Source organism: Pararhizobium qamdonense, assembly GCF_029277445.1.
GTDB classification, from domain to species: domain Bacteria; phylum Pseudomonadota; class Alphaproteobacteria; order Rhizobiales; family Rhizobiaceae; genus Pararhizobium; species Pararhizobium qamdonense.
Genome location: NZ_CP119566.1, coordinates 987,211 through 1,010,926 on the forward strand (window position 1 = coordinate 987,211; position 23,716 = coordinate 1,010,926).

Genomic DNA, 23,716 nt, shown 5'->3' on the forward strand with positions numbered 1-23,716 from the left:
AGTGGGCACGAGGGGGAAGACCCTCATGCCCACATCTCTCTATTCGGCGATATCCACACCATCGAAGCGGTGTGCGTCCGACGGTTCGATCTGGTAACCCGTTACTTTGGTTGAAGTAACCGCCGTGATGAGACCGTTTGCCAGCGGCACCCAAGGGCTGTCGTCAGCGGCGATTTGCTGTGCCTGCTCGTAGAGCGACGTCCGGACCGAGGGGTCGCTTTCTGCGCGTGCTTTTTCAAGCAAGGCATCGAACTCCTTGTTGCACCATACGGCTTTGTTGTTGCCGCCGATGGAAGCACACGCAAGCAGAGGCGTCAGAAAACTGTCGGGATCGCCATTGTCAGCGGTCCAGCCGGCCAGCACCGCCCCGTCGTGCGCAGGATCGCTCGATCGCTTGAGATACTCTCCCCATTCGAACGAAATGATTTCGGACTGAAGGCCGATCTTGTCGAGGTCCGCCTGCAAAAGCTCCGCAGTACGGCGGCCGTTGGGATTGTATGGCCGGGAGACTGGCATCGCCCACAATGTAATCTTTTGGCCTGTGGCCCCGAGTTCGGAAATCGCCTGCTTTGCGGACGCCGGATCGTATCCGACAGTCTTCAGTTCTCGGTTGAATCCAGCCATGTCCGGTGGAAGAACACTTTCAGCTACAACGCCGCTTCCCTGATAGACCGCTTCCAAGATCGCTTTCTTGTTGATCCCCTGCGTCACGGCACGGCGAACCCGCGGATCGTCGAAAGGCTTTTGCGTGGTATTGAACGCGAGGTAACCGACATTGAGGCCGGGTCGCTGCAAAACATTCAAATTAGAGTTTTCCTTCAGGTCAGGGATATCGGCAGGTGAAGGGTAGACGGCGATCTGGCACTCGCCTGCCTTCAGCTTCTGGATGCGGGTGGCGGCATCCGTCGTTATCGCGAATATGAGGTCGTCAATCGGCTGCTTGCCGCCCCAGTAGTCGTCAAACGCCTGATATCGGATGGCCGCATCCTGCTGATACGCCGAGAACTGGAATGGACCTGTACCGATCGGCTTCTGATTGAGGTCTTCCACGCGTCCTTTGGTTACTAATTGATCCGCGTATTCCTTTGATACGATCGAAGCAAAATCGAGTGCTAAAAGACCCAGGAACGGTGCATTGGGAGCGCGAAGGTTGAAGCGGACGGTGGCATCATCAATTTTTTCAATAGATACTAGCGATTGCGGTATCCCGACGTCGTTGTAGTACGACCATGCCGCCCCTTCAGCGAAAGCGTCGAAATCCGGCTTTCCCGATTGACGTTCGAAACTGAAGACAACGTCGTCCGCGTTGAGGTCGCGACTAGGCTTGAATTGATCGTTTTCTTGAAACTTCACGCCCTTGCGAAGATGGAAGGTGTAGGTTTTTCCGTCTTCCGAAATTTCCCAGCGCTCTGCGAGTGCGGGGACGATATCGGTCGAACCGCGCTTATACTCCACCAGGCGGTTGTAGATCGTTTTCGAAGAGGCGTCGAATGTGGAGCCCGACGTGTAGCGCGCTGGATCGAATCCTTCCGGGCTAGCTTCAGAGCAGTAGACCAGAGATTTCGAATATGCGGTACCCGCCAAGCCCAACGACAAGGCGAGGGTCGTGCCGATGATGATTGTTTTCATTCTGATGTCTTTCTTTCTAAGCGGGGCTCGATGAATTTGTTGGAATGGAGCACGCCTGTTGGCCGTTTTTCTCGATGTAACGCTGATGTTTTTCATCGGCCAGTTCCAAGCCATTGTACCTGATGATCTGGGTGGTGGCCGGAGCCGACGAGGTTTCGTTGAAGCGGGCTTTGAGGTTTGATGCCTCCTCGGCCTGTCCGTCGGTATGGACAAAAATCGCAGAGCGGACGCCTTCTCCCGTCTCGTCTCCCTGCTTATCGAGCGAGGTTGGATCGTGGCCTCGCCAAAACAGTTCGATGAGTTCCTGATAGCCGACGACCGCCGGATCAAAGTCCAGTTGGACGACTTCGATGCGACCCGGCTTTTTCGAGCCGTCGCTCCCGGTAGAGAAGCCGACACGCGACTCGATAACGCCCTCGATGGCGCGAAAGTATTCTTCGGCTCCCCAGAAGCATCCTGCTCCGAAGTAGCTTGGCTCGTTGGCATAGTGAAACCTCTTGAAGGCGGTGCCGCGCTTGGCGGATCCCGCGCTGCGGCTGTGATGTCCGATGTCCTTCTATATTTGAAGACCAAGCGACTTTCGGGAGGAGAACCTTTTCATTCAGCCTCGACCATCTGTCTACCGGACCACGTCGTTCGGGGAGAGAAACTCCGTTATGAAATTGACCGAAATTGTGGACTATTTTTCGTCTGGGGGAGCGTGCCGGAGAATAAGTCGACAATCTACGGGCTTGAGGTTAAGCATATGATATTTGTAGCCTTTTGTATCATGCGCGACTGCGCTGTCGGCTGAATGATTATTCGTGATTCAAGGCGATCACGATGCATCCGCGGACGTAGAGAAACAGCTTCGACGAACAGGTTCTGCGACGGTAAATCTGCGGTCAGAGCTTTGCCGCAGTTTTACGGGGTGAATGTCCCTGAGAGATGTCTTTAAGTGGGCTTCCGGAACGTGGTCGTATAGCAGGCGCAACGAACGATGCGGCTGCCACGAGGGCGAGTACGATATACATGGCATTCCGGAGGCCGGACACCTCACCGACCAGACCGAGGAGAGGAGGGCCGACAAGAAACGCGACGTAGCCCGCCACGGCGACGAGTTTGACACGTTGCGCTCCGTTAGGACCCGTGTCCGCAGCCGCTGATAACGCTACTGGAAATCCAAGAGAGGCACCGAGTCCCCAGAGGATCACTGCCACCGACGCGGATAAAACGCCAGTTCCAAGGATTATCGTGGTGATCCCGATCGAAGCCACGATAGCGCTGGCTCCAAGGGTGGCTGATCTGCCGAAGCGTCGCAGCACAATGCCGCCGCCAAAACGCCCTACAGTCATCGCTGTTGCAAACCCCAGGTACACGACCGAACCCGACGTGGCGCTGAACCCGTAATCGTCTACCATCAGAAGGGGTAACCAGTCGTTTGCAGATCCCTCGGCCAAGGCCATGGCAAGGACTATGAATCCGATCGCGAGGACCGTCGGTTCCTTCCACAGCGATGACGGGACATCCGGATTCCGGTCGTGGGAATGGTTGCTCGGAAACGACGTCAGGACGCTTGGTATGCTACCGATGAAGTAAATGATCAAAGCACCGCAGAAAACCGCGATCGCTATCATGTGCCACGCGACCGGAAACGAAACGAGGTTGAGGCCAGTTCCTATCAGCGCTCCGCAGACGGTGCCAAGGCTGAAAAATCCGTGCAGGGAATGGAGAAGATGGGTGCCCGTCAGGCGCTCGAGGTCAGCCCCGTCCATGTTGATCGCGATCTCCGAAATTCCCATCCCGAAGCCGAAAGAGGCGAGGCCAAGAGCGACGAGCAAGGCTGAGGAGAGCCCTTCTCCCGCGGCCACGCCTATCATTGCCGCGACGATAAACCAAAGGCCTGCGGCCATCACCGTCTTTGTGCCGAACCTGTCGACAAACGCGCCGGCGGCGAGGATACCGATCATCGATCCCATAGAAAGTCCAAACAGGATCGACCCCATTTCGGCGATGGAAACGCCTAGACTGTCACGGATTGACGGAGTTCTGGTCACCCAGGATGCCATGGATATGCCCGGCACAAAAAAGAAGGCAAAAAGCGCCAAGCGCCTCTTTCGTGTTGCAAGGTCCATGGATTTCCCTCTTATTCTCAGCCGCTGTTATTCGTCCGTTATGTACATTTGTACACATTGCAGTCAAGTTGGAGAAGGGAAGTTTTTCAAGTGGTGGCAACAGCTAAACGGAGGCACGACCCTGATCGGAAGGACCGCATCATCGAAGCGACCCTGGAGGTTATCGCGGTCCACGGCGTCTCGGGTACGACTCACCGCCGCGTAGCGGAGGCGGCCGACGTGCCTCTGGGCTCGATGACGTATCACTTTGCTGGCATAGATGATCTGGTTCAACAGGCGTTCAGCAAGCTAACGGCCGAGATCGCCGTGCAGTTTGATGCGGTGCTCGGCAACGCCAGGACCGTCGACGATGCCCGAGAAACCGTTGTCGGAATAATCTGCGACGGTTTCCTGAACGATCGGCACACGACGCTTGCGCTCGAATTGTACGCTTACGTGGCTAGGGTGCCCGATGCGCGGAGGCTGACGACGGACTGGATGGCGGAGTGCCGCAAAGCACTGGAGCGCCATTTCACTCCAGAAATAGCCATCGGGCTGGATGCATTGATCGAAGGGGCCTCTCTCCACAATTACATGAACCCGGGCCTTGTCGGCGCCGATGCGGTACGTTCCATGGTCGCCAGGCTCACGACTTAGGTCGTCGGGCGGCCAGTTTCCTCACGCCCAACCGCCCAACATCGCCGCGGGCGGGCTCAAGGCACGAGCAGGGCGGGCAATCAAATTTGTTTCACTTGCGGGGAGCCGGCGCGTTGCCCGCGAATTCCGGTATCGCTTCAAGCTTGCTAAAGACGTCTTCGATGTTTGGCCAGCGGGAGAGGTCGAAGCCAAGGCGTTTAACGCCGACTGCCTGCGGGAAGAGAAATATGTCGGCGACGCTCAGAAGATCCCCTACAGAAAACGTTCCGCAGCGATTGGCGACCAGAAGCTTTTCCACGGCGTCAAAGCCTTGGCTCACCCAGTGGCGGTTCCAGTCTGTGGTCGTCTCCGAATTCGCACCGAATGCCGCTGCCAGTTGCAAGGCCACCCTCGGAGGCAAGAGCGCGTGGATTTCGGAAGCGATAGCCATCGCGATGGATCTGGCCACGGCGCGCTCGATGGCTCCGCCGGGAAGGAGGGGCGGCTCCGGCTGTATTTCATCCAGATACTCGATGATCGCGAGCGACTGTGTGATGAGAACTCCGCTGTCGAGTTCGAGTGCCGGGACCAAACCCTGCGGATTGACCTTGCGAAATTCATCCTGACGGCTTTCAGCGTCAGCGCCAAGGATGCCAACGGATTGAGACACCACTTCCAACCGCTTCAACGCAATTGCAATCCGTACACGAGACGCCGCAGACGAAATTTCGTTCAAGTAGAGTTTCATCTATGGGTTCCTCCGGTTGCTAGAATGTGTGTCCGACTGTGACGGAGACCGTTTGTGCCGGCCCCGTTTTCAACTGCGAGACGGCTACTGCGCCCGCAAGCGGGGAGGGCTCGGTCGAGGTAACATCGTAGATGCACGGTGCCGCGAACACGGCAGCTGTCAGAAAGAAAATCATCGCGAATTTCATGAGATGCTCCAAGGACGGGTGTCAGACCCGTCCTCTTTTCAGGGTTGCGGTTTGACGGCCGTTTAGACGAGGTTCAGTTCGACGTTGATGTTGCCGCGGCTCGCTTTCGAGTAGGGGCAGGTTTGATGTGCTTCTTCGACCAGCACCCTGGCGAGCTCGGGATCGATGTCGGGGATACTGACGTTAAGGCGGGCCTGAAGCAGAAACGCTCCGTCGGTAACTCCGAGGTCGACTTCGGCATCGACGGAGGTGGAAGACGGGAGTGCAACCTTGCGCTTGCCTGCGGCGATGCCGAGCGCCCCGATGAAGCATGCCGACCAGCCTGCGGCGAACAGCTGCTCGGGATTGGTGCCCGCACGACCACTGCCCGGCGGTGAGAGCTTGATGTCGAGCGCGCGGTCATCGCTCTGTGCCGAACCTTCGCGACCGCCCGTGGTGTGCGTCTTGCCCGTGTAAAGGACCTTGTCGATCTTTGTCATTGGACACTCCTTCATTAAACCGCCTGGCGCGGTGTTCCTTGACAAGGAGAGTAGTGTGATCCTCAAGTATCCGGCATGTTTCCTCTTAGGGCCGTTTTTGTAACGAAGAGTGTTCGGTCAACGCTGGTACACGATGCAGTACACGCCTAGCTCTACGCACTGGCTACCTGATCGTCACCTCCGCTGCGAGCCCGCCATTCTCTCGGTTGTAAAGCCGGATGGTGCCGCCTAGTGCCGCCGTCAGCTGCTGGGCGATAGCTAGGCCAAGCCCTGATCCACCTGTCTCCCTGTTTCGGGAGCTCTCAAGTCGGAAGAACGGCTGCATCGCCGCTTCGATTTGATCATCCGGGATGCCGGGACCGCCGTCCATAACGGTTATCGATATCGCTCCCCCTACGGTCCGTTCGACAAGCACTTCGGCGACTTCTCCGAACTTTATCGCGTTATCTATGAGGTTTGTCAGAATCCGACGAAGCGCGTGTGGCTTCGTAGTCGCGGTGCCGCTGATCATGCCGATCACGGAGACGGGTTTGCCAATGTCCTGATAGTCGTAGCAGATACTCTCTATGAACGAGGTCAAATCTATCCTGGAGAACTTTTCACCGCTGCTATGCGAGCTTCGGGAATAGGCGATACCGTCCTGAACAAGGCGTTCCAGCTCTCCCAGATCGTGCAGGAGCTTGATTTTTTCAGGGGTGTCGTCGGCCAGGTCGGCGCGAAGTCTCATTCGCGTGATCGGCGTCTGAAGGTCGTGCGAAATGGCCGCGAGGATTTGAACCCGCTCCTCGAGGTAGTGCGCGATCCGGTCGCGCATTGCGTTGAAAGCTCTTGCCGCATGCGCGACTTCGCTCGGTCCAGTGACACTGAGAGCTGGTCCGCTGATGTTCGGATCAAGTGCGTCGGCGGCGGCGGCGAGTTCCGCCAGCGGGCGGGTGGCTTGCCTCACCGCTAGCCAGGCAAGGAGAGAGATCAGTATCATCTGCAGGACAAAGACATATGGCAGCCACGCTGCCAGAGGCATGACGTTCTTGGGAGTTATATCGATGGTCAGGGGACTGCCGTCGGTAAGTGTGAGATGTGCCTGTAGCCTCTGAACTTCTCCGGGTATCGCCTCCATCCTGATCGGGAAGCGATGGCCGATCGCGTCGCTGATCGTATCGGCGATCTCCGCGCCTCGGACTGTTTTGTCGGGAACGCCCTGTTGGCCTGGCCCGAGGACGAAACGATAGTTTCCCCGGCTGAGCGGATCAGTGAGGTCTGCCCGCTGGTCAGCCGGGAGGCGGTCAAGAACGGCGATCGACGTTGCGACATCGCTTTCGAGCGTCCCCAACATTACCGCCTTGGCGCTCACGTACCGCTCCACGTAAAGAACGGAGAAAGAGAGGCCATACGCCACTGCGAGACCAAGTACCAATATGAGGAGCATGCGGGATCTGAGGCTGCTCGGCCAAATTCCAAGCGGAACGAAGCGATCTACAGCCATCATTGACGCTGCTCCGAAATTTCGATCGGCACGGAGAAGACATATCCCTCGCTACGGACCGTCTTGATATAGCTCGGCTCACGCGCGTCGTCCCCAAGACGCTGGCGGAGCCGGCTTACCAGCAGATCAATGGATCTATCGAAGATCTCGGCGTCGCGACCTTGAGTGAGATTCAAGAGCTGGTCGCGGTTCAGGACACGCTGTGGATGATCGATAAACACCCGCAGAAGCCGAAACTCCGCGCCGCTGAGGGCTATCGTTGTTCCGGCCCTGTCGAGGAGATGACGCGCCACCGTGTCGAGCCTCCACTCTCCGAAACTGACGATCTGTCCGGCTTCCGTAACCTGGAAATTCGGTGGAAGCATGCGCGTCCGCCGGAGAACGGATTTGATCCGGGCGAGAAGTTCACGGGCTGCGAATGGCTTTGGGACATAGTCGTCAGCACCCATCTCTAGTCCGAGGATACGGTCCATTTCGTCGCTGCGAGCGGTCAGCATCAAGATCGGTGTCGCCTTGTGCTTTCCGGAGCGCAATTCGCGGCACAGAATCAGCCCGTCGTCTCCCGGCATCATCAAGTCTAGCACGATGAGATCGACCGTGTTCGCGTCGAGGAATTGGCGCATCTGCCGACCGTCCGCGGCAACGGATGCACGAAGGCCGTTCTTTTTGAGATATCCTGAAACCAGCTCCCGGATTTCGCTGTCGTCATCGACAATCAAGATATGATCGACATGATCCAAGGCCGTAACCCTCCAAAACCTCTAGCTGGTCCGTCGGCGATCTGTCGCCGTCCGTTACCGCGCTCCCACGGCGATCCAGTGTGTTGAACCCATTGAACTGCCTGCATGTATCCCCCGTATGTCGCACCTTGTGAGATATGAATGCAAATGTAGCTTTCGGCGCGTTTGATACAGTGTGATACAATCGACCGAAGATTGTCGACCTGCCTTTGTTCGAAAATATTGTAACCGTCTGTCGCCGGACAGCGCATCCGTACACTCGGATACGTTTATCGCGGGAAACGGACATATCCCGGATACGTCTCTCAAGCCAAGTCACAGGTACCGACGGTCTATGACCCGTTGGCACTATCACTTGTGTCAGAGGAAAGATCATGACGCTTCTTGTAATTGCCTATCTAGGGGGTGTGCTGACGATCTTCAGTCCTTGCATACTTCCGATCCTTCCCTTTGTATTCGCGAGGGCAGGACAGCCCTTTGCGCGCAGTACGCTTCCGATGCTGGCGGGCATGGCTGCGACGTTTGCTCTCGTCGCTACACTGGCGGCAGTCGGCGGCAGCTGGGCCGTGCACGCCAACGAGTACGGTCGGATCGCCGCGCTGGTTTTGCTTGGGCTCTTTGGCGTCAGTCTCCTTTCAACGCGTATCGCGACACGTCTGACTCAGCCCGTGGTAAATTTTGCAAATAGGCTTTTGAGCGCCTCGGGCGGCGGGATCGCTACGCCCACGGTTGCCAGCTCGCTGGTTCTCGGGATTGCCACGGGCTTGCTATGGGCCCCGTGTGCCGGCCCCATCCTCGGCCTCGTCCTCACGGGAGCGGCTCTCCAGGGCGCGAACATCGAGACGACGTTCTTGCTGCTTGCCTATGCTGCGGGCGCGGCGACCTCGCTTGCAGCCGCCCTGTCTGTTGGCGGAAAGCTGTTCGCAAGGATGAAAAAATCGCTCGGTGTCAGCGAGAAGGTTCGTCAGGCTCTGGGCGCAGCAGTTCTCGCTGGAGTAATCGCGATCGCTTCCGGCGTGGACACGGGTTTACTGGCCAGATTCTCGTACGCGAGCACCGCCTCGTTCGAACAGGCTGTGCTGGACAAGCTCAAAACCGGACCCGGTGCGGTGTCGGCGACCGACGACGCTTCTTTGGAAGTCGCAAGCGCGGGACCGTTCAAGAGCGATCTGCCGATCGAAGGAAACGCGCCATCCCTCGACGGTGCGGTGGAATGGCTGAATACTGCCCCTCTTTCGGATGAACAGCTCCGGGGGAAAGTCGTTCTGGTCGATTTCTGGACCTACTCTTGCATCAACTGTATCCGAACCATTCCCTACGTGAGGGCTTGGGCAGAGAAGTACAAGGATAAAGGCCTCGTCGTGATCGGGGTCCACGCGCCGGAATTCGCCTTCGAGAAGAATATCGACAATGTACGTAAGGCCGTCGGGGACTTTCAGATCGGCTACCCGGTTGCCATCGACAATGATTACACCATCTGGCGAGCCTTCCAGAATAACTATTGGCCCGCCCACTACCTCATCGATGCGAGCGGCAAGGTTCGCTATACCCATTTCGGCGAGGGGAACTATCGCCAGACCGAGAAAGCGATCCAGGACCTTCTCCACGAAGCCGGGGACCAGGCCGCGGACGCCACCCCAGCCACACCTGTGGCAAACGGGGCCGAAGTCGGTGCCGATCTGCAGCATCTCCGTTCTGGCGAGACATATGTCGGATACAAGCAAGCGTCCAATTTCGTATCGCCTGGCGGTTTGAAGCCGGACATTTCTCAGGAATACGCCGCAGGCGACCCGGGACTAAACGAATGGGGTCTTTCGGGACGATGGACCGTCGGTGCGGAGGCCGCGAGCCTCGACGCGGCAGACGGTGGTGTCACATACCGCTTCAATGCCCGCGACCTGCACCTTGTGCTTGGTCCGGGCGAGGACGGCAGACCAGTTCGTTTCCAGGTCTTGGTCGACGGGAAAGAGCCCGGGCCCAGCCATGGAACAGACACCGACGCACAGGGCAACGGGACCATTACCTCAACCAAGCTCTACCAACTCGTACGGCAAGCAGGGGATGTCGAAGCCAGGACATTCGATATCCGATTCCTAGACCCCGGTGCTAAGGCGTATGCGTTCACATTCGGCTAAATGGTCAAGGCTGGAGGCGATGTTTAAAGGAGCTTCAGGCGGCAGAGTGTCGGCTGAAGCTTTCTCGCATGTCCCGGGCCGGAGCGTCGTTCGGGTCAGAAAGCATGGCGATGGCGGAAACGGTGATGCTGTCCGAGACGGTACGATCATCGGAAGCCACAGCGCGGATCGCCTCGACGGCTTCGACGGCATGCTCTCGCCGCACGAGCAGTTCGACCTTCAGACAGGGTATGAACTCGGTCGACACAGCAAGCCCTCTGATCACGTCGATGACAGGTGTTCCCGATCCGCAAAACCTAGCTTCCATAACAAGCAATTCATCGACCGCTAGATGATCCACAGCGGTGCGGATGTCCAGGATCCTGAACGCCCGCGTTACAAATTCAATTTTCACCATCGTCGGCCTTCCAGGCGTTGGGGTACTCGATCCCAATGGCGATCATGATTTGACGCAGTGACAGCATCGTCTGAAAAGAGGGCCGTTTGGTTACATCTGTAATTCGAAAAAACGAGGCCGACATAAGGGTCGAACGACGTGCGTCTATGTAAGCTTGCGGTCCCTAAGGCGGCATCGTCGTTTTAGGCGACTCGTCAAGGTGGCTTACGTTATGTCGGGTGTCTTGATGGCAAAACAACACAAACTTACACCCCAGGCCGGGACGACAGCATTGTCGACTTGTGTTTCGATGACACCAGATCACGAGATGCAAAGCGTCTGACGTAAAAATCTCAGGAGTACAGCATGATGAAGCGGACATTGTTTGCAGCGGCACTCGGTCTGATGACGACCCAGTATGCTTTCGGTTCCAGTGACGGATCGTGGGACGCCATTTTCGCGAAAGCGAATGGCACGTGCATCGGTCAATCGGAGATGAATACCCCCGAGGCTTCCGCACCAGTCGTTTTCGACGACGCCACGGGCAAGATTGCGGTGCTGTTGCGCGGAGAGCTCGGTCGTGGCAAGGCCAAAACAAAAGTCAACCTGATCTGCCTTTACGATAAGAAGACAGGTCGTGCCTCGATCGCCGAGTATCGTTGGCTCGGATCGTGAATTTACAATCTGCTAAGAGCCCGCGCCAGGCAATCCTGGCGCGAGCGTTATCGTCGCCTATTCGGCGGCGTCGGTGACTGGGTTCGGCGTGGACTTGGCCCGATGAATTCGCGCGACAGCCTCGGCGATCCCTGCGCCGTAAGCCGGGTCCGCTTTCGCGCAGTTGTCGATATGGCGCTGGATAGTGCGCTCCGTCGCCCCATAGATCGAGCGGGCCGTGTTGTCGAACAGCACCTGCTGCTGAGTAGCCGACATCAGGCGGAAAAGGTTTCCCGGTTGGGAATAGTAGTCGTTGTCGGCGCGGTGATCCCAACGCGCGGCTGCCCCGTCGACCTTGAGCGGAGGCTCGGAAAAATCCGGTTGCGCGTTCCACTCTCCGTAGCTGTTGGGCTCGTAAGCAAGCCTGCGGCCGCCGTTTCCATCGACGCGCATCGCTCCGTCACGATGGTAGCTGTGGAACGGGCACCTTGGAGCGTTTACGGGGATCTGCGAGTAGTTCACGCCGAGACGGTGCCGCTGCGTATCTCCATATGAGAAGAGGCGGCCTTGCAGCAGCTTGTCGGGGGAGAAGCCGATGCCCGGTACGATCGAGCTGGGTGAAAACGCCGCTTGCTCGATTTCGGCAAAGAAGTTTTCAGGATTTCGATCGAGTTCGATCTCGCCGACTTCGATGAGAGGGTAATCAGACTTAGGCCATACCTTTGTGATGTCGAATGCGTTGATGTGATAGCTATTTGCATCCTCCTCCGGCATGACCTGGATGAAGAGTGTCCACCTTGGGAAATTTCCTTCCTCTATGTTGTCGAAGAGATCACGCTGGCTGCTTTCCCGGTCCCGCCCGATAAGATCGGTTGCCTGCTCATCCGTCAGGTTCTCGATCCCCTGCTGGGTGCGGAAATGGAACTTGACCCAGTAGCGCTTGTTTTCGGCGCTGATGAAGCTGTACGTGTGACTGCCGAAACCATGCATGTGCCGCCAGCTTCTCGGAATGCCGCGGTCGCTCATCACGATGGTGATCTGGTGGAGGGCTTCGGGAAGACTTGTCCAATAGTCCCAGTTGTTCTCGGCGCTCCGCATTCCCGTACGCGGATCACGCTTGACCGCGTGGTTCAGGTCGGGAAACTTGAGGGGATCGCGGATGAAGAAAATTGGGGTGTTATTCCCGACGAGATCCCAGTTTCCTTCCTCGGTGTAGAACTTCATTGCGAAGCCCCGGATATCGCGTTCGGCATCGGCCGCTCCGCGTTCGCCTGCGACGGTAGAAAAGCGGACCATCATCTCGGTGGATTTGCCGACCTCGGAAAATAGCTTCGCTCGCGTGTATCGCGTGATGTCGTGTGTAACGGTAAACCTGCCGAACGCGCCGGCCCCTTTGGCATGCATGCGGCGTTCTGGGATTACCTCGCGGTCGAAGTGGGCGAGTTTTTCGAGAAACCAGACATCCTGCAGGAGGGCAGGCCCTCGGGGGCCTGCCGTAATGGTGTTGTTGTCGTCTACGACGGGTGCGCCGAAAGAGGTCGTGAGTTTGTTCATCGCTGCCATCCGGAAATGAGAAAACGGCCGCGGGGCCGACCGGGCTGGACACAGCGCGGTAAGAGTAAAATAATCCATAAGTATCAGTAGTTTAAAGATATTTTTGGTATCTTACTGTACCCGGCGGCATCTTGCTCGCGTGGCAAGGCTCCCGCGGCAAGCGTTTGTAATAAAATGTTTTCCGCGGCAAGCGGCCATTGTCGGCGCACAAGTTCCAGGCTCGTTTCGCCTTCGTTTGTTCAGTTTTGTATCGTCTGTATCAGGGTGGCGACGTGATTTTCGTCATCTCGACCTGCTTCAAACGCCTATTATTTTCCCAGGCGAAATTCGCGCTGAATACCCACGCCGGAAAGAAACCGCTCATCGTGGCTCACGACGAGCAAGGCTCCGTCGTACGCATTGAGGCCTTCCTCAATCGCCTCGATAGAATCCAGGTCCAGATGGTTGGTAGGTTCATCAAGGACAAGTAGCTGCGGCGGTTCTGCGCCTCCGAGCACGCAGGCAAGACCTGCCCGCAGCATCTGACCTCCGCTGAGTGTCCCCGTTTGCTGAAGGGCGGCGTCCGCGCGGAAGTGGAATCGCGCCAAGGTAGAACGGCACATATTTTCAGTGGATGTTGAATTTAACCGGCGAAAATTGTCTATTATAGAGGCTTCAGGGTCCAAAACGCCGATGCTTTGATCGAGCGCCGCGAAGTTCACAGAGATATCGACTGTCCCGGACAGTGGCTTCAGGTTTCCGACGATCACCTGCAGCAACGTCGTCTTTCCGGATCCGTTTGGCCCGACGATTGCAACCCGCTCAGGACCCACAATCGTCAGCGAACAGTTGCGAATTATCGGATGGTCGAGTCCGTATCCAGCCGTCACGTCGGTCAGCTTCAGAACTCTACGACCTGAGGCGAGATTGCTTGACGGGAGAGAGACTGACAACGTCTGAACGTTTTCGACCTTCGATCTCGCCGCTATAGATGCCTGCAAAGCGTGCTCTTTTTGGCGTTCGGCCAAGCGGACGCTCGCGCCGCCGCTCGACTCGGCCGAATTTTTTCTGACACCCAGGATAATGTTCGGCAAATCTCCCCGGGCGTTGCGGCGCGCGCCGTTCGCAGCTCGGCGCTCCCTTCTTTCAAATGCCACCTGCGCTTTGCGTTCGAGTTCCGAAACCCGCCGCTCGGCGCTTGCGAGGTCTTGCTCCGCGGCCAATGATTCGATCTCTTTGCAGTCGCGGTAGTGGCTCCAGTTTCCGCCGTATCGCGTAGCGCCAAGGGAGGTCAGCTCCACAATGGCGTCCATGGTTTCGAGCAGCTCGCGGTCATGGCTCACGATAATCGCGCCTGCGTGCCAGCCTTTCACAAGGTCGATGACGGCACCTCGGCCCGAGCGGTCAAGGTTATTCGTCGGCTCGTCCAGAATGAGAAAGTCCGGCTGCCGAAAGACAACTGCACCAAGCCTGGCGCGTGTCTGTTGGCCTCCCGATAGATCTGCGAGGCGGGTATCAAGCGGCATGTGCAGCCCCACTTTGGCCATCGAGGTCGCGATACGGTCTTCGAGGGTCCAATCTGCCTCTTCCAGTTCCTCAATGGTGGCTTCGCCAACTGCGGCGCGCTTCAGTACATTGAGCTCCGTCCTGACGCCAAACAGATTCGCGATCGTGTCGGAGGACCTGGTTTGAACGTTTTGGCTTAACACTCCGATCGTCCCGACGATCGACACACTTCCACTGTGCGGCGACAATTCCCCGGTCAGCAACTTCAACAAAGTGGTTTTGCCGATACCGTTGCGTCCGACCAGTCCAACGCGCTCTTTGCCGACGTTGAAGTTGATATTCGCGAGAACGCGCTCTCCGTTTGGCGTCGACCAAACGAGGTTTGTTGCAGTGATAAACGACATAACGAACTCACTAAAGAAAACAGCACTATATCGTGCTGTTTAAATGTGGCAAGAATCGATCCACGTAAAAGGAGGATCTGGAATGAACGAACGCGGTGGCGGTGGAAGACCGACAAGGGAGCAGACTATCGCGATCGACAACGCGCTTCTCGACGGTGCTCGAGATGCTTTTGGTCGAAAGGGGATCATCAATGCGTCTATCGACGAAATAGCCGAGCTTCTCGGAGTGTCTAAACACACTATCTACCGTCGTTACAAAACGAAGACAGATTTGCTCGGGGCCGTTGTGTCCAGGGATATCAAACGTTTCCAAGATCGGTTGCGCGCAGCAGGTAAGGGCGGAGCAAGCCCGTTAGACGCTGTGCGCCGGACGGCTTCCTGCTATGTTGAAATCGGTTGTTCGAGAGACTACGCGGGGCTCTATCTTTCACTCATCGCAGAGGCAGTGGTTTCCGACGAATTGCGCCACCTTTTTAGCGGTTGGACCCGGCAGTCCCTGGATCCTTTGATGGAGGCGCTTTTAACTGCGCAGGAAGAGAAGGCTGTCGCCTCGGTCGATGCGAAGTTCATGTGTTCGATTCTCGTCGATTTGCTCGAGGGCATCAACAACACAGTCCGTCTGTATGACGACGCAAACGGCGAACCGCCGGACCAATCAATTCTTTTCAAAGAACGATGGCGCGTATTCTTGACTTTGTTTGCCACAGAACCGCAGCGCCGATCTCACTAGGGTGACCTCCTCATGCGACGTCGAAACGAGCAAAGCCCTCAAGGCTCTCGATAAAGTCCGCGACTATGCGCGAAGGGGCCTCGTTCGGCGGCAGTAACACGAGAGATCGAAAAAAGACGTCGTGAGAAAATGGCTTAACTACCAGTCCGGACCTGAAATACGGCTCCGTTGTCAGCGGGTGTACCAACCCCGTCCCGAGCCCAGCCGCAACCATGGCACAGATCGTCGTCGAGTACGGCGTCTCGAGAATGATTTTCGGCGTTGATCCTTCGCCTTTAAATATCGCGTCCGCTTCCCTTCGTGCAGTGTCTTCGGCGGCGAGCGCAATGAAGTCCTGGCCGTCGAGATCGATTGCGGAGATGGCCTCGCGATTTTCCAGAGGATGACCACTCGGGAGCGCCACGACGGCACGAAATTTGGCAAACGGTCGAGAGTCTACTCCTGCCAGATCTATTTCATCGGCCGCGAGACCGATGTCGAACTGACCGCTCGCGACTAGGTCCCGCACCACCGATGACAGATGCGTCTGAAAAGTTATGGCTACCTGCGGGTGCCTTTTCCGGAAAACAGTCAAGGCTTTGGGTACGATATTCGTGCTGAGAGCAGAAAGGCTTGCGATTCTTATCTCCCCGGACCCGAAATCCCTTATACGCGAAGCGGCGTTTCGGAGAGTTATAAGGCCGGAAAACGAAGCCTCAACATCCCGAAAAAAGAGCCGGGCCTCGGCGGTCGGCGACATTTTTCCTTTTGCGCGGACAAAAAGCGGAAATCCCAGATTCCGCTCCAGTTCCTGGATGGCCTTGCTGACCGCGGGTTGAGATATTCTAAGGATTTCCGCTGCGCGCGTGGCAGTTCCCGCCGTCATGAGCGCGTGAAAGATTTCGATCTGACGAATATTGATGGCCATAACCTCCGAGAATGAAGATCGCCAATATGAGTATTGGACCTTATGGTCTCGTCAATGCTGTATTTGAGGCGAGGTAATTTGACGAGGTCAATGATGAGAGATCTAACGCAGTGCGTTGTCACGCCTAAAGTTAATACAACCGGATTCGACACACTTGGCGCCGCAGTTCACAGGGGTTCGACAATTGTCTTTGAAAACGCCCAAGCGTATGCGGATCGCGGCAAACGAGGCGATGACGGTTATAGCTACGGGCTCTATGGGACCCCGACCACCCGTACGCTTGAAGCGAAGCTGACGGATTTGGAGAATGGTGCCAGAACATTCGTGGTGCCGTCGGGCCAAGCTGCGAATACACTCGCAATGCTTCCTTTCCTTTCCAGTGGCGACAAGGTGCTAATCGCCGATACGGCCTATCCACCAGTTCGAGATTTCGCAAACCGCGATCTTGCGAGGTTCGGCGTGACAGCCGATTATTATGACCCGATCGACATTGCTGATCTGGCCCGTAAGATCGACGGACGCACAAGAATCGTTTTTACCGAATCGCCGGGTTCGACGACGATGGAAGTGCAGGATCTTCCCGCCATCGCGGAGATCACACACCGACATGGTGCGCTACTAATGTGCGACAACACGTGGGCGACGCCGTTGAATTACAAACCATTGTCGCTGGGCGCTGACATATCGACACAAGCCCTCACCAAATACATCTCTGGCCACTCCGATCTTCTTTTGGGTTCGCTCACTGTTCATTCAACGGAACTGATCGAACCCATCCGCGCCACTCTCGGTCGGTTTGGCGTCGGAGTGTCGCCTGACGACGCTTCGCTCGTTCTCAGGGGGTTCGAAACTCTAGGTGTCCGAATGCGTCATGCTGAAGCTGGAGCCATGAAGCTCATACAGCAATTTCAAGAAAGCCATCTGGTGGACCGGGTCCTCTATCCCGCTCTGACGACGGATCCCGGACATGCAATCTGGAAACGCGATTTTAGCGGAGCGAGTGGCGTGTTCAGCGTGGTATTTAAACCAGGCATCTCTATCCATGTCCCTCCGGCACTCGATATCCTGAAGACGATCGCGATTGGCGCTTCCTGGGGAGGAACACGAAGTATTGTCGCACCGATGCCCGTCTCGTCGCATAGGTCCGTTACGAAGTGGAAGGGCGACGATCTTGTGCTTCGCGTGAGCGTAGGACTGGAAGACGCCGAGGACTTGGCGGACGATGTGCGGGCTATGCTCTTCGACATTCGACATAGGTCGCTCAGGTAAGGTTCGCGCGTTGCCGTTATAGCTGGTGAGAGTGGCTGGGCCCGCGCACCGCGGAACCCAGCCAACCGTTCGAGGTTTACAGGATGAAGCCACCGTCGATCGTCAGGCTTGAGCCCGTCATGTACGACGATTCTTCGCCAGCCAGGTATGAAATGAGACCTGCGATCTCCTCTGGGGCGGCCACGCGCTTCAGAGGGCTCATGTCCGCAAGCATTTCGATAGCACCTGCGTTGATATCGGTGTTGGTCGGGCCGGGCTGCACGTTGTTCACGGTAATCTTGCGCGGCGCGAGATCTTTGGCCAGTCCCTTTACCATTGCTGCGACTGCAGCCTTCGTGAACTGGTACACGCTTGCTCCGGGGCCGGCGGTGCGAACTGCGACATTCGAGCCGATGGTGATGACGTGACCGCCGTCTTTCATCTGGGCTACTGCGGCCTGCACCGAAAGGAAGACGGCCCGAACGTTGATATTCAGCATGAGGTCAAGGTCTTCGACGCTGACTTCGTCTACAGCTGCCATCTTGAAGACACCGGCGTTAACGACGGCCGTGTCGAGCTTGCCGAATTTTTCGACCGCAGTGGCGACTGCGCCTTTGATCGCTGCGGCATCCGAGCTGTCTGCCTGAATCGCGAAAGCCTTGCCGCCCGCGGCTTCAACGGCCTTTACCAGCTCGCTCGCCTTGTCTGGGCGTGACACGTAAGTGAAAGCAACGGCGAAACCGTCCTTAGCCAGACGCTCTACAGCAGCTGCGCCAATTCCGCGCGCGCCGCCGAATACGAGTGCGGTCTTTTTCGAGGAGTTTTCAGTAGTCATTTCAGTTGTTTCCTTTTTTGATAGATCAGTCAATAACTAGCCAAATAAAAAGCCGTCGTGGCCCGTTCGAAGTTTATTTGGCGCGCAGGCGCTCTGTCGCGACGCGAGCAGTGGCTCTCAGTTCTTCTAAACCGCCTCCGCTTCGTGCCGCGATTTGTAATCCGCTCATCATCACCTGGACGTAAGCGGAAGCTTGTTCAGGGGTTAGCATCAGGTCGATTTCGCCCTGCGCCTGCCCGGCGGATATCCGTTCGGTAATCTTGGCTCCAAGGACGGAAGATATGCGGCCCCTTAAAACCATGAGCTCGCTGTCGGTTACGCCGAACTCTCCGACCGAACCGACGCCCATACATCCAAGGTTTCGTATCCGCTCGTCCTCGGCTATCAACCCCGTCAACAAAGCTCCGATCCCCTCCAACGGAGAAGATGGATTTGCCAGACGCCCCAAATGCTCGGACGTCACCCTTTGTTGATAGGCTTCGAGTGCTTCCAGATAAAGCTTACGCTTGTCTCCGAAAGCGTTGTAGAGGCTTTGCCTACCGATACCCATCGCTTCGAGGAGATCGTCTGTCGACGTTCCGGCAAAGCCCTTCGCCCAGAATACCTCAATGGCTTTCTGAAGCGCTTCCTCTCTGATGAATTGTCTCGGCCTAACCATGAAATCAATTTAGGCGTTATGGACTGATATGTCAATAACTAATTTTGCACCCAATATTTTTTTGGAATTGCCGGTTAGCCTTGTGCTTGATCAAAAAAAAGGGGCCATTCGCTGTGGGTAGCGAACGGCCCCGCAAGGGGAAGGTCGTGGACCTTCGAGGGGAACAGCTTCCGGCGGTTGGAGGACCGAGAGAGGAAGCTACAGGCATAATCTACGGCGGTGGCAAAACCGCAATACTGGAAATCACGATAGGCGAAGTGAATGATTGCAAATCAAACAGACGGATTACCGTTGTAGCGGCTTTTGCAAAAGCCCCGTTTTCTTAAATCGAATCGCAATAGTCGACATTCATGACGAGGGGGCGACGATGGTCTCGTGTCGTCCCACGGATGTCATGTCGAAGTGAATGGGAAATGCTCCATGCATATCTATCATGGCCGCGACTCCTATCTTAACCTCGCGGAAATCGAAGGAGGTCACTATTGTCGCCTACGACTTTTAGGCCCGGGCCCACGCGCTCAATCTAAAAGACAGCGGTGCGAAAGATGTAGGCAACATCCGCGGGGGTCTGCGATCGCCTTCGCACATGGGCTCATTATTATGGCCTCATCAAGCCGAAGTCATCGATCGACGTCGTGATGGTCGCACCCAACGGGCCTGGCCATACGGTGCGCGGCGAATACCAGAAGGGCGGCGGCGTCCCGTGCTTCGTCGCTTTGCAGAAAGACTGGTCCGGAAACGCACTCGAACTCGCTCTTTCATACTCTTGCGCCATCTGGGGCGGCGCGCGGGCATCATCGAGACGACATTTAGGGAAAGAGTGCGAGACGTACCTGTTCGGCGAGCAGGTTGTGTTATGCGGCGGACCGGTCGAACTCATGCGCGCAGGTTTTGAGACCTTGACCGAGGCGGGGTATGCTCCGGCAATGGCATTTCAGGTGCGTGCATGAGATGAAGCTGATTGTCGATTAGATCCACGAGGGCGGGATCGCGAACATGAACCATGCGATCTCGAACCCAGCCGAGTGGGGCGAGCACATTTCGAGACCGCGCACCATCACCGCTGAGACGAAGGCGGAGATGAAAAGCGCGGCTTAGCCGACATTCAAACTGGGAAATTTACATCCGACTGGATGCAGGAAGACCACGCAGGAGCCTCGCGCTTTAACCGCATTCGCCGGATGCATGACACCCATCAAGTCGAAGAGGTCGGTGCAGAACTACAAGCCATGATGCCCTGGATCGGAAAAATAAACTTGTCGAAAAGGAGTGACCTGAGGGCGGTTCGGCGGGCTTGCGGCCCCGTCGCATTGCTACGGGGCGTACCGCGTAAAGACATAGTCGTGATCAACGACATTTCCTTCGTGGCACGCGAGACAGGTCTCGTGCTGTTTCTGGTCGACGGGTTTACCGTTGATAAAGCGGCCAAAGCCCCATCCGTGGCTGTCGGGATACTTTTTCGAGTCCTTGACCATCACCTGCACCGTCGTCGGCGCACCCGGAACGGTCGCGGGCGCGAATTCCGCTGACTGTTTGCGCTTATAAGCCAGCTTCACGAGAACGGAGCCGTCTGGAAAAGGCAAAGTTCCGCTCCTGTAAGCGTCGATAGCGATGTCGTTGCCGAGCACCGCCCGCAACTCATCGAGAGGGGGTGCCTCCTGCGCGGGGGCAACAAATTTCCAGTCCCGATAACCCTCCGGAATGGTTACGCCGTAGATAGGCGCTGCGGTTTCGGTTGCTGGGTCGGTCGCCCGTGAATATGACGCTGCAAGCCCGACACCCAGTGCGCACACAACGGTTCCGGCGATGATCGCAAATCTCATGTTTCACTCCTGCCGCGAAATGGACTTCTCGCGGCAGGTTCGACTTTGTTTGTATCTCCAGGATTTCGTGATGAGGCCTTTTTGTATCGCCCTGTGTCAGCGCAGGATGTTACTTTTCGCGAGATCGAGGACTTCGTTTCCGCGCCCGCTCAATACGGCTTTGGCCATCCACAGACTGAAACCAGCAACCTGCTCGACGTTGATCTTTGGCGGCAGTATCAGCTCGTCGTGATTGGTGACGACATCGACGACGGCTGGCCCGTCGTGTGCAAATGCCTGTCTCAAGGCGTCTCTGAGCTCTCTTGCGTCCTCGACCCGTTTCCCGAAAACACCTGCTGCCGACGCCATCTGGGCAAAATCGGGGTTCTGCAGCTCCGTATTTGTTTGCGTGAATCCCGCCGCTTTCATTTCCAAGTCCACAAATCCGAGGACCCCGTTGTTGAAGATAACGATTTTCACGGGCAGTTTTTCCTGTACTAAAGTCAGGAGATCGCCCATCAGCATGGCAAAGCCTCCGTCACCCGCAAGCGCGATCACCTGCCTTTCCGGGAACGCGGCTTTCGCTCCTATACCCTGGACCATGGCGTTGGCCATCGAGCCATGGACGAACGATCCCAGGAGGCGGCGACGGCCGTTCATCTGCAGGTATCGTGCCGCCCACACCGTCGGGGTCCCGACATCGCATGTGAACACTGCGTCCTCCGACGCGAGCTCGCTTATAACCTTTGCAACGAATTGTGGATGGATGGGGGAGCTGGGCCTTCCTTCCGTGGCGAGATCGTCCAGTGCGCTTCTCGCATCTCGGTAACGACGGAGGCACCGACCAAGGTGCTCGGGGTCTTCCCGTTCTAATAACTTTGGGAGCAACGCGGCGATCGTTGACTTCACGTCGCCGACGAGGCCGAGGGAGAGGGGGGTTCTGACTCCGAGCCTTGTCGGGTCAATATCGATTTGAATTACTTTGGCGTCGGTCGGGTAGAATTGACGGTAGGGAAAGTCGGTTCCGATCATTAGGAGTGTATCGCAGTCCTTCATCGCGAAATAGCCGGAGGAGAAGCCGATCAGTCCGGTCATGCCGACGTCATACGGGTTGTCCCATTCGACGTGCTCTTTTCCTCGCAGCGCATGGACGATGGGAGCCTGCAGGGACTTGGCCAGGGCCATCAGTTCGTCATGTGCGCCGGCGCAGCCGGCTCCGGCGAGTATCGTGACTTTGCCTCCAGAGTTCAAAAGATCGGCCGCCTGCTCGAGCTCCGGGTCCGCCGGCACAGTAACGGGCGGCTTGGGAACGAGCCAGCGATCGGCAGATGGCGCGGTTATTTCCTGCATCGCGATATCGCCCGGTATTACGAGGGTCGCCACGCCGCGCTTTCCGACCGCTTGACGGATCGCGATGTCGAGCAGTCTTGGCATCACGCTCGGCGTGGAGACGAGCTCGCAGTAATGGCTGCATTCCGAGAAGAGTTTTTCGGGGTGCGTCGCCTGGAAATATCCGGTGCCGATTTCCGAGCTCGGTATATGTGCGGCAATAGCCAGAACGGGCGCGCCGCTACGATGGCAGTCATAAAGCCCGTTGATCAGGTGGAGATTGCCCGGGCCGCAACTTCCGGCACAGACAGCCAACTCGCCCGTAAGCTGGGCTTCCGCGCCTGCGGCAAAAGCGGCGGCTTCCTCGTGACGCATATGGACCCATTCAATGGTGCCTTTGCGGCGCAGCGCATCGCATAGACCGTTCAGGGAATCGCCCGTTACCCCGTAGATTCTCTTCACTCCAGCCGCATGCAGTGTATCGACGATCATTTCGGCGATGGTCTGTTTAAACATAGCTGTTCCTCTATCCTGATTGCACACCGTGTGACTACAAGCGTTCTTGGGGCCCCTGCGCAACGAAATAAGCGCGCGAAACGGTCAATCAAGAGAGTGATACAGCATGATACAATTTGGGCGAATTTCCATAACAACTTTATCGCTGGACGCCCTACTACGCTGGTTTTAGCCGTTCTGGACAGACGGTTCTGTATAGTGGTATGTTTTATCTCTCAGGAGAGTCACTATGACAAGGCCAAGCCGACAGACGATCTCACCACAGCCAGCTCGGGAGCGCATCTTGGTCGCGGCTGCGCGATTGTTTTACCACAACGGGATACGCGCGACGGGAGTGGACCATCTTATCTCCGAAGCAGGCGTCGCGAAGATGTCGTTCTATGCGCATTTCCCGTCCAAGAAAGAGCTCGTTCATGCTTTTCTCGAGCGACGGCATGCCTATTGGATAGACATGTTTTCCCGCGAAGTCGAAGCGCGCCTGCCGAGCGAGGGCCTTGCCGCGATCGGGTCGGCATTGCTCGCATGGTTCACAGGTGACAATTTCAGAGGCTGTGCCTTCATTAACACGTACGCAGAATTCGGCGCTGATTTCCCTGAGTCGGTCGCCCACAAAGCCGAGTTGGCCGAATACGTGCGCGAAATCGCCCGTCGTCTGGAACTGACCAACCCGGAAGCGGTAATGGAACAGGCGATGATCATCATTGAGGGGGCAATCATTCGTGCTCAGATGGGAGCCACGAATAGTTTGCAACCCCCTCTGTCTGGTCTTCTGAGGCTTGTCGAATCGGCTTTTTCGGCACGGTCGTGTTCGGAGAATACCGCAGACTCGCAAATAGCCGGAACAAACCGCGTTGGTTTCAAAAGGCTCCAATAGGATTACATTTGAAACGATACGCCAAAACTCTGACATTTGGGTAAAATATGCAGATGGTTTTATCAGCATAACGGAGGAATAAGAAAATCCGTAGGGGATCGACCGAAATCATAGGGTCTTTGCTAGCATTTCGTCAGCAACGACCTTCGGATACATTTCGATTTCCTGCTGAGCAGTAGATTATCAATCGATACGTATGAATTTAGACTTCGTG

21 protein-coding genes and 1 pseudogene are annotated in these 23,716 nt (G+C 56.7%); 7 read left to right on the top strand and 15 right to left on the bottom strand.

What is annotated here, in order from left to right:
• Positions 1 to 39 precede the first annotated feature (39 nt).
• From PYR65_RS04690 to PYR65_RS04700, 3 genes are all read right to left on the bottom strand, one after another.
• The gene (locus tag PYR65_RS04690) at positions 40 to 1,629 is read right to left on the bottom strand and encodes an ABC transporter substrate-binding protein (RefSeq protein ID WP_276120095.1); all 1,590 of its coding nucleotides are present in this window, start codon (positions 1,627 to 1,629) and stop codon (positions 40 to 42) included.
• A 16-nt stretch (positions 1,630 to 1,645) separates the two neighbouring features.
• Positions 1,646 to 2,179, bottom strand: coding sequence for a peptide-methionine (S)-S-oxide reductase MsrA (msrA, locus tag PYR65_RS04695; protein WP_328518503.1), 534 nt, complete (start codon positions 2,177 to 2,179; stop codon positions 1,646 to 1,648).
• 334 nt (positions 2,180 to 2,513) lie between these two features.
• Entirely contained in the window at positions 2,514 to 3,743 is a 1,230-nt protein-coding gene (locus PYR65_RS04700) for an MFS transporter (protein ID WP_276120096.1), read from the bottom strand.
• 93 nt (positions 3,744 to 3,836) lie between these two features.
• Here PYR65_RS04700 and PYR65_RS04705 point away from each other — a divergent pair, with 93 nt between their 5' ends.
• The gene (locus PYR65_RS04705) at positions 3,837 to 4,379 is read left to right on the top strand and encodes a TetR/AcrR family transcriptional regulator (protein ID WP_276120097.1); all 543 of its coding nucleotides are present in this window, start codon (positions 3,837 to 3,839) and stop codon (positions 4,377 to 4,379) included.
• 91 nt (positions 4,380 to 4,470) lie between these two features.
• Here PYR65_RS04705 and maiA read toward each other — a convergent pair whose 3' ends face one another.
• The 4 genes from maiA to PYR65_RS04725 form a co-directional block, all read right to left on the bottom strand.
• Positions 4,471 to 5,106 carry a maleylacetoacetate isomerase gene (maiA, locus tag PYR65_RS04710; protein ID WP_276120098.1) on the bottom strand — a complete coding sequence of 212 codons (636 nt, stop codon included), beginning with the start codon at positions 5,104 to 5,106 and terminating at the stop codon, positions 4,471 to 4,473.
• Between the two features lie 249 nt (positions 5,107 to 5,355).
• The gene (locus PYR65_RS04715; RefSeq protein ID WP_276120099.1) at positions 5,356 to 5,772 is read right to left on the bottom strand and encodes an organic hydroperoxide resistance protein; all 417 of its coding nucleotides are present in this window, start codon (positions 5,770 to 5,772) and stop codon (positions 5,356 to 5,358) included.
• 163 nt (positions 5,773 to 5,935) lie between these two features.
• Complete coding sequence (locus PYR65_RS04720; protein WP_407951277.1) at positions 5,936 to 7,258, bottom strand: sensor histidine kinase; 1,323 nt, start codon at positions 7,256 to 7,258, stop codon at positions 5,936 to 5,938.
• Positions 7,255 to 7,995 (bottom strand): response regulator, encoded by a 741-nt coding sequence (locus tag PYR65_RS04725; protein ID WP_276120100.1) that lies wholly within the window; start codon positions 7,993 to 7,995, stop codon positions 7,255 to 7,257. Before PYR65_RS04725 ends, PYR65_RS04720 begins: the two co-directional genes overlap by 4 nt.
• A gap of 374 nt (positions 7,996 to 8,369) precedes the next feature.
• Here PYR65_RS04725 and PYR65_RS04730 point away from each other — a divergent pair, with 374 nt between their 5' ends.
• Positions 8,370 to 10,130, top strand: a complete 1,761-nt coding sequence (locus PYR65_RS04730; RefSeq protein WP_276120101.1) for a cytochrome c biogenesis protein DipZ — start codon at positions 8,370 to 8,372, stop codon at positions 10,128 to 10,130.
• A 34-nt stretch (positions 10,131 to 10,164) separates the two neighbouring features.
• Here PYR65_RS04730 and PYR65_RS04735 read toward each other — a convergent pair whose 3' ends face one another.
• Positions 10,165 to 10,527: a P-II family nitrogen regulator gene (locus PYR65_RS04735; protein ID WP_276120102.1), complete on the bottom strand. Its 363-nt coding sequence runs from the start codon at positions 10,525 to 10,527 to the stop codon at positions 10,165 to 10,167.
• 345 nt (positions 10,528 to 10,872) lie between these two features.
• Here PYR65_RS04735 and PYR65_RS04740 point away from each other — a divergent pair, with 345 nt between their 5' ends.
• Entirely contained in the window at positions 10,873 to 11,181 is a 309-nt protein-coding gene (locus PYR65_RS04740; RefSeq protein ID WP_407951278.1) for a hypothetical protein, read from the top strand.
• Between the two features lie 57 nt (positions 11,182 to 11,238).
• Here the strand turns inward: PYR65_RS04740 and PYR65_RS04745 are convergent, their stop codons facing one another.
• Positions 11,239 to 12,723: a catalase gene (locus PYR65_RS04745; protein ID WP_456238690.1), complete on the bottom strand. Its 1,485-nt coding sequence runs from the start codon at positions 12,721 to 12,723 to the stop codon at positions 11,239 to 11,241.
• 299 nt (positions 12,724 to 13,022) lie between these two features.
• Positions 13,023 to 14,603, bottom strand: coding sequence for an ABC-F family ATP-binding cassette domain-containing protein (locus tag PYR65_RS04750; protein ID WP_276120104.1), 1,581 nt, complete (start codon positions 14,601 to 14,603; stop codon positions 13,023 to 13,025).
• A gap of 82 nt (positions 14,604 to 14,685) precedes the next feature.
• Between PYR65_RS04750 and PYR65_RS04755 the strand changes: the two genes are divergently transcribed.
• Complete coding sequence (locus PYR65_RS04755; protein ID WP_276120105.1) at positions 14,686 to 15,333, top strand: TetR/AcrR family transcriptional regulator; 648 nt, start codon at positions 14,686 to 14,688, stop codon at positions 15,331 to 15,333.
• 10 nt (positions 15,334 to 15,343) lie between these two features.
• Here PYR65_RS04755 and PYR65_RS04760 read toward each other — a convergent pair whose 3' ends face one another.
• On the bottom strand, positions 15,344 to 16,240 hold the full coding sequence (locus tag PYR65_RS04760; protein WP_276120106.1) for a LysR substrate-binding domain-containing protein: 897 nt from the start codon (positions 16,238 to 16,240) through the stop codon (positions 15,344 to 15,346).
• A 93-nt stretch (positions 16,241 to 16,333) separates the two neighbouring features.
• Between PYR65_RS04760 and PYR65_RS04765 the strand changes: the two genes are divergently transcribed.
• The gene (locus PYR65_RS04765) at positions 16,334 to 17,509 is read left to right on the top strand and encodes a trans-sulfuration enzyme family protein (RefSeq protein WP_276120107.1); all 1,176 of its coding nucleotides are present in this window, start codon (positions 16,334 to 16,336) and stop codon (positions 17,507 to 17,509) included.
• Between the two features lie 76 nt (positions 17,510 to 17,585).
• On the opposite strand, the gene PYR65_RS04770 is transcribed toward PYR65_RS04765, so the two are convergent.
• Both PYR65_RS04770 and PYR65_RS04775 read right to left on the bottom strand, forming a co-directional pair.
• Positions 17,586 to 18,323: an SDR family oxidoreductase gene (locus PYR65_RS04770; protein ID WP_276120108.1), complete on the bottom strand. Its 738-nt coding sequence runs from the start codon at positions 18,321 to 18,323 to the stop codon at positions 17,586 to 17,588.
• 73 nt (positions 18,324 to 18,396) lie between these two features.
• Positions 18,397 to 18,981, bottom strand: coding sequence for a TetR/AcrR family transcriptional regulator (locus tag PYR65_RS04775; RefSeq protein WP_276120109.1), 585 nt, complete (start codon positions 18,979 to 18,981; stop codon positions 18,397 to 18,399).
• 420 nt (positions 18,982 to 19,401) lie between these two features.
• On the opposite strand from PYR65_RS04775, the pseudogene ilvC reads away from it, so the two are divergent.
• A pseudogene (ilvC, locus tag PYR65_RS04780) lies at positions 19,402 to 20,252 on the top strand (ketol-acid reductoisomerase); the annotation flags it as partial.
• A gap of 42 nt (positions 20,253 to 20,294) precedes the next feature.
• Here the strand turns inward: ilvC and PYR65_RS04785 are convergent.
• Both PYR65_RS04785 and poxB read right to left on the bottom strand, forming a co-directional pair.
• Positions 20,295 to 20,804, bottom strand: coding sequence for a cytochrome P460 family protein (locus tag PYR65_RS04785; RefSeq protein WP_276120110.1), 510 nt, complete (start codon positions 20,802 to 20,804; stop codon positions 20,295 to 20,297).
• Between the two features lie 96 nt (positions 20,805 to 20,900).
• Complete coding sequence (gene poxB / locus PYR65_RS04790; protein ID WP_276120111.1) at positions 20,901 to 22,628, bottom strand: ubiquinone-dependent pyruvate dehydrogenase; 1,728 nt, start codon at positions 22,626 to 22,628, stop codon at positions 20,901 to 20,903.
• Positions 22,629 to 22,911: 283 nt separating this feature from the next.
• Here poxB and PYR65_RS04795 point away from each other — a divergent pair, with 283 nt between their 5' ends.
• On the top strand, positions 22,912 to 23,502 hold the full coding sequence (locus tag PYR65_RS04795; protein WP_276120112.1) for a TetR/AcrR family transcriptional regulator: 591 nt from the start codon (positions 22,912 to 22,914) through the stop codon (positions 23,500 to 23,502).
• The last annotated feature ends 214 nt before the right edge of the window (positions 23,503 to 23,716 follow it).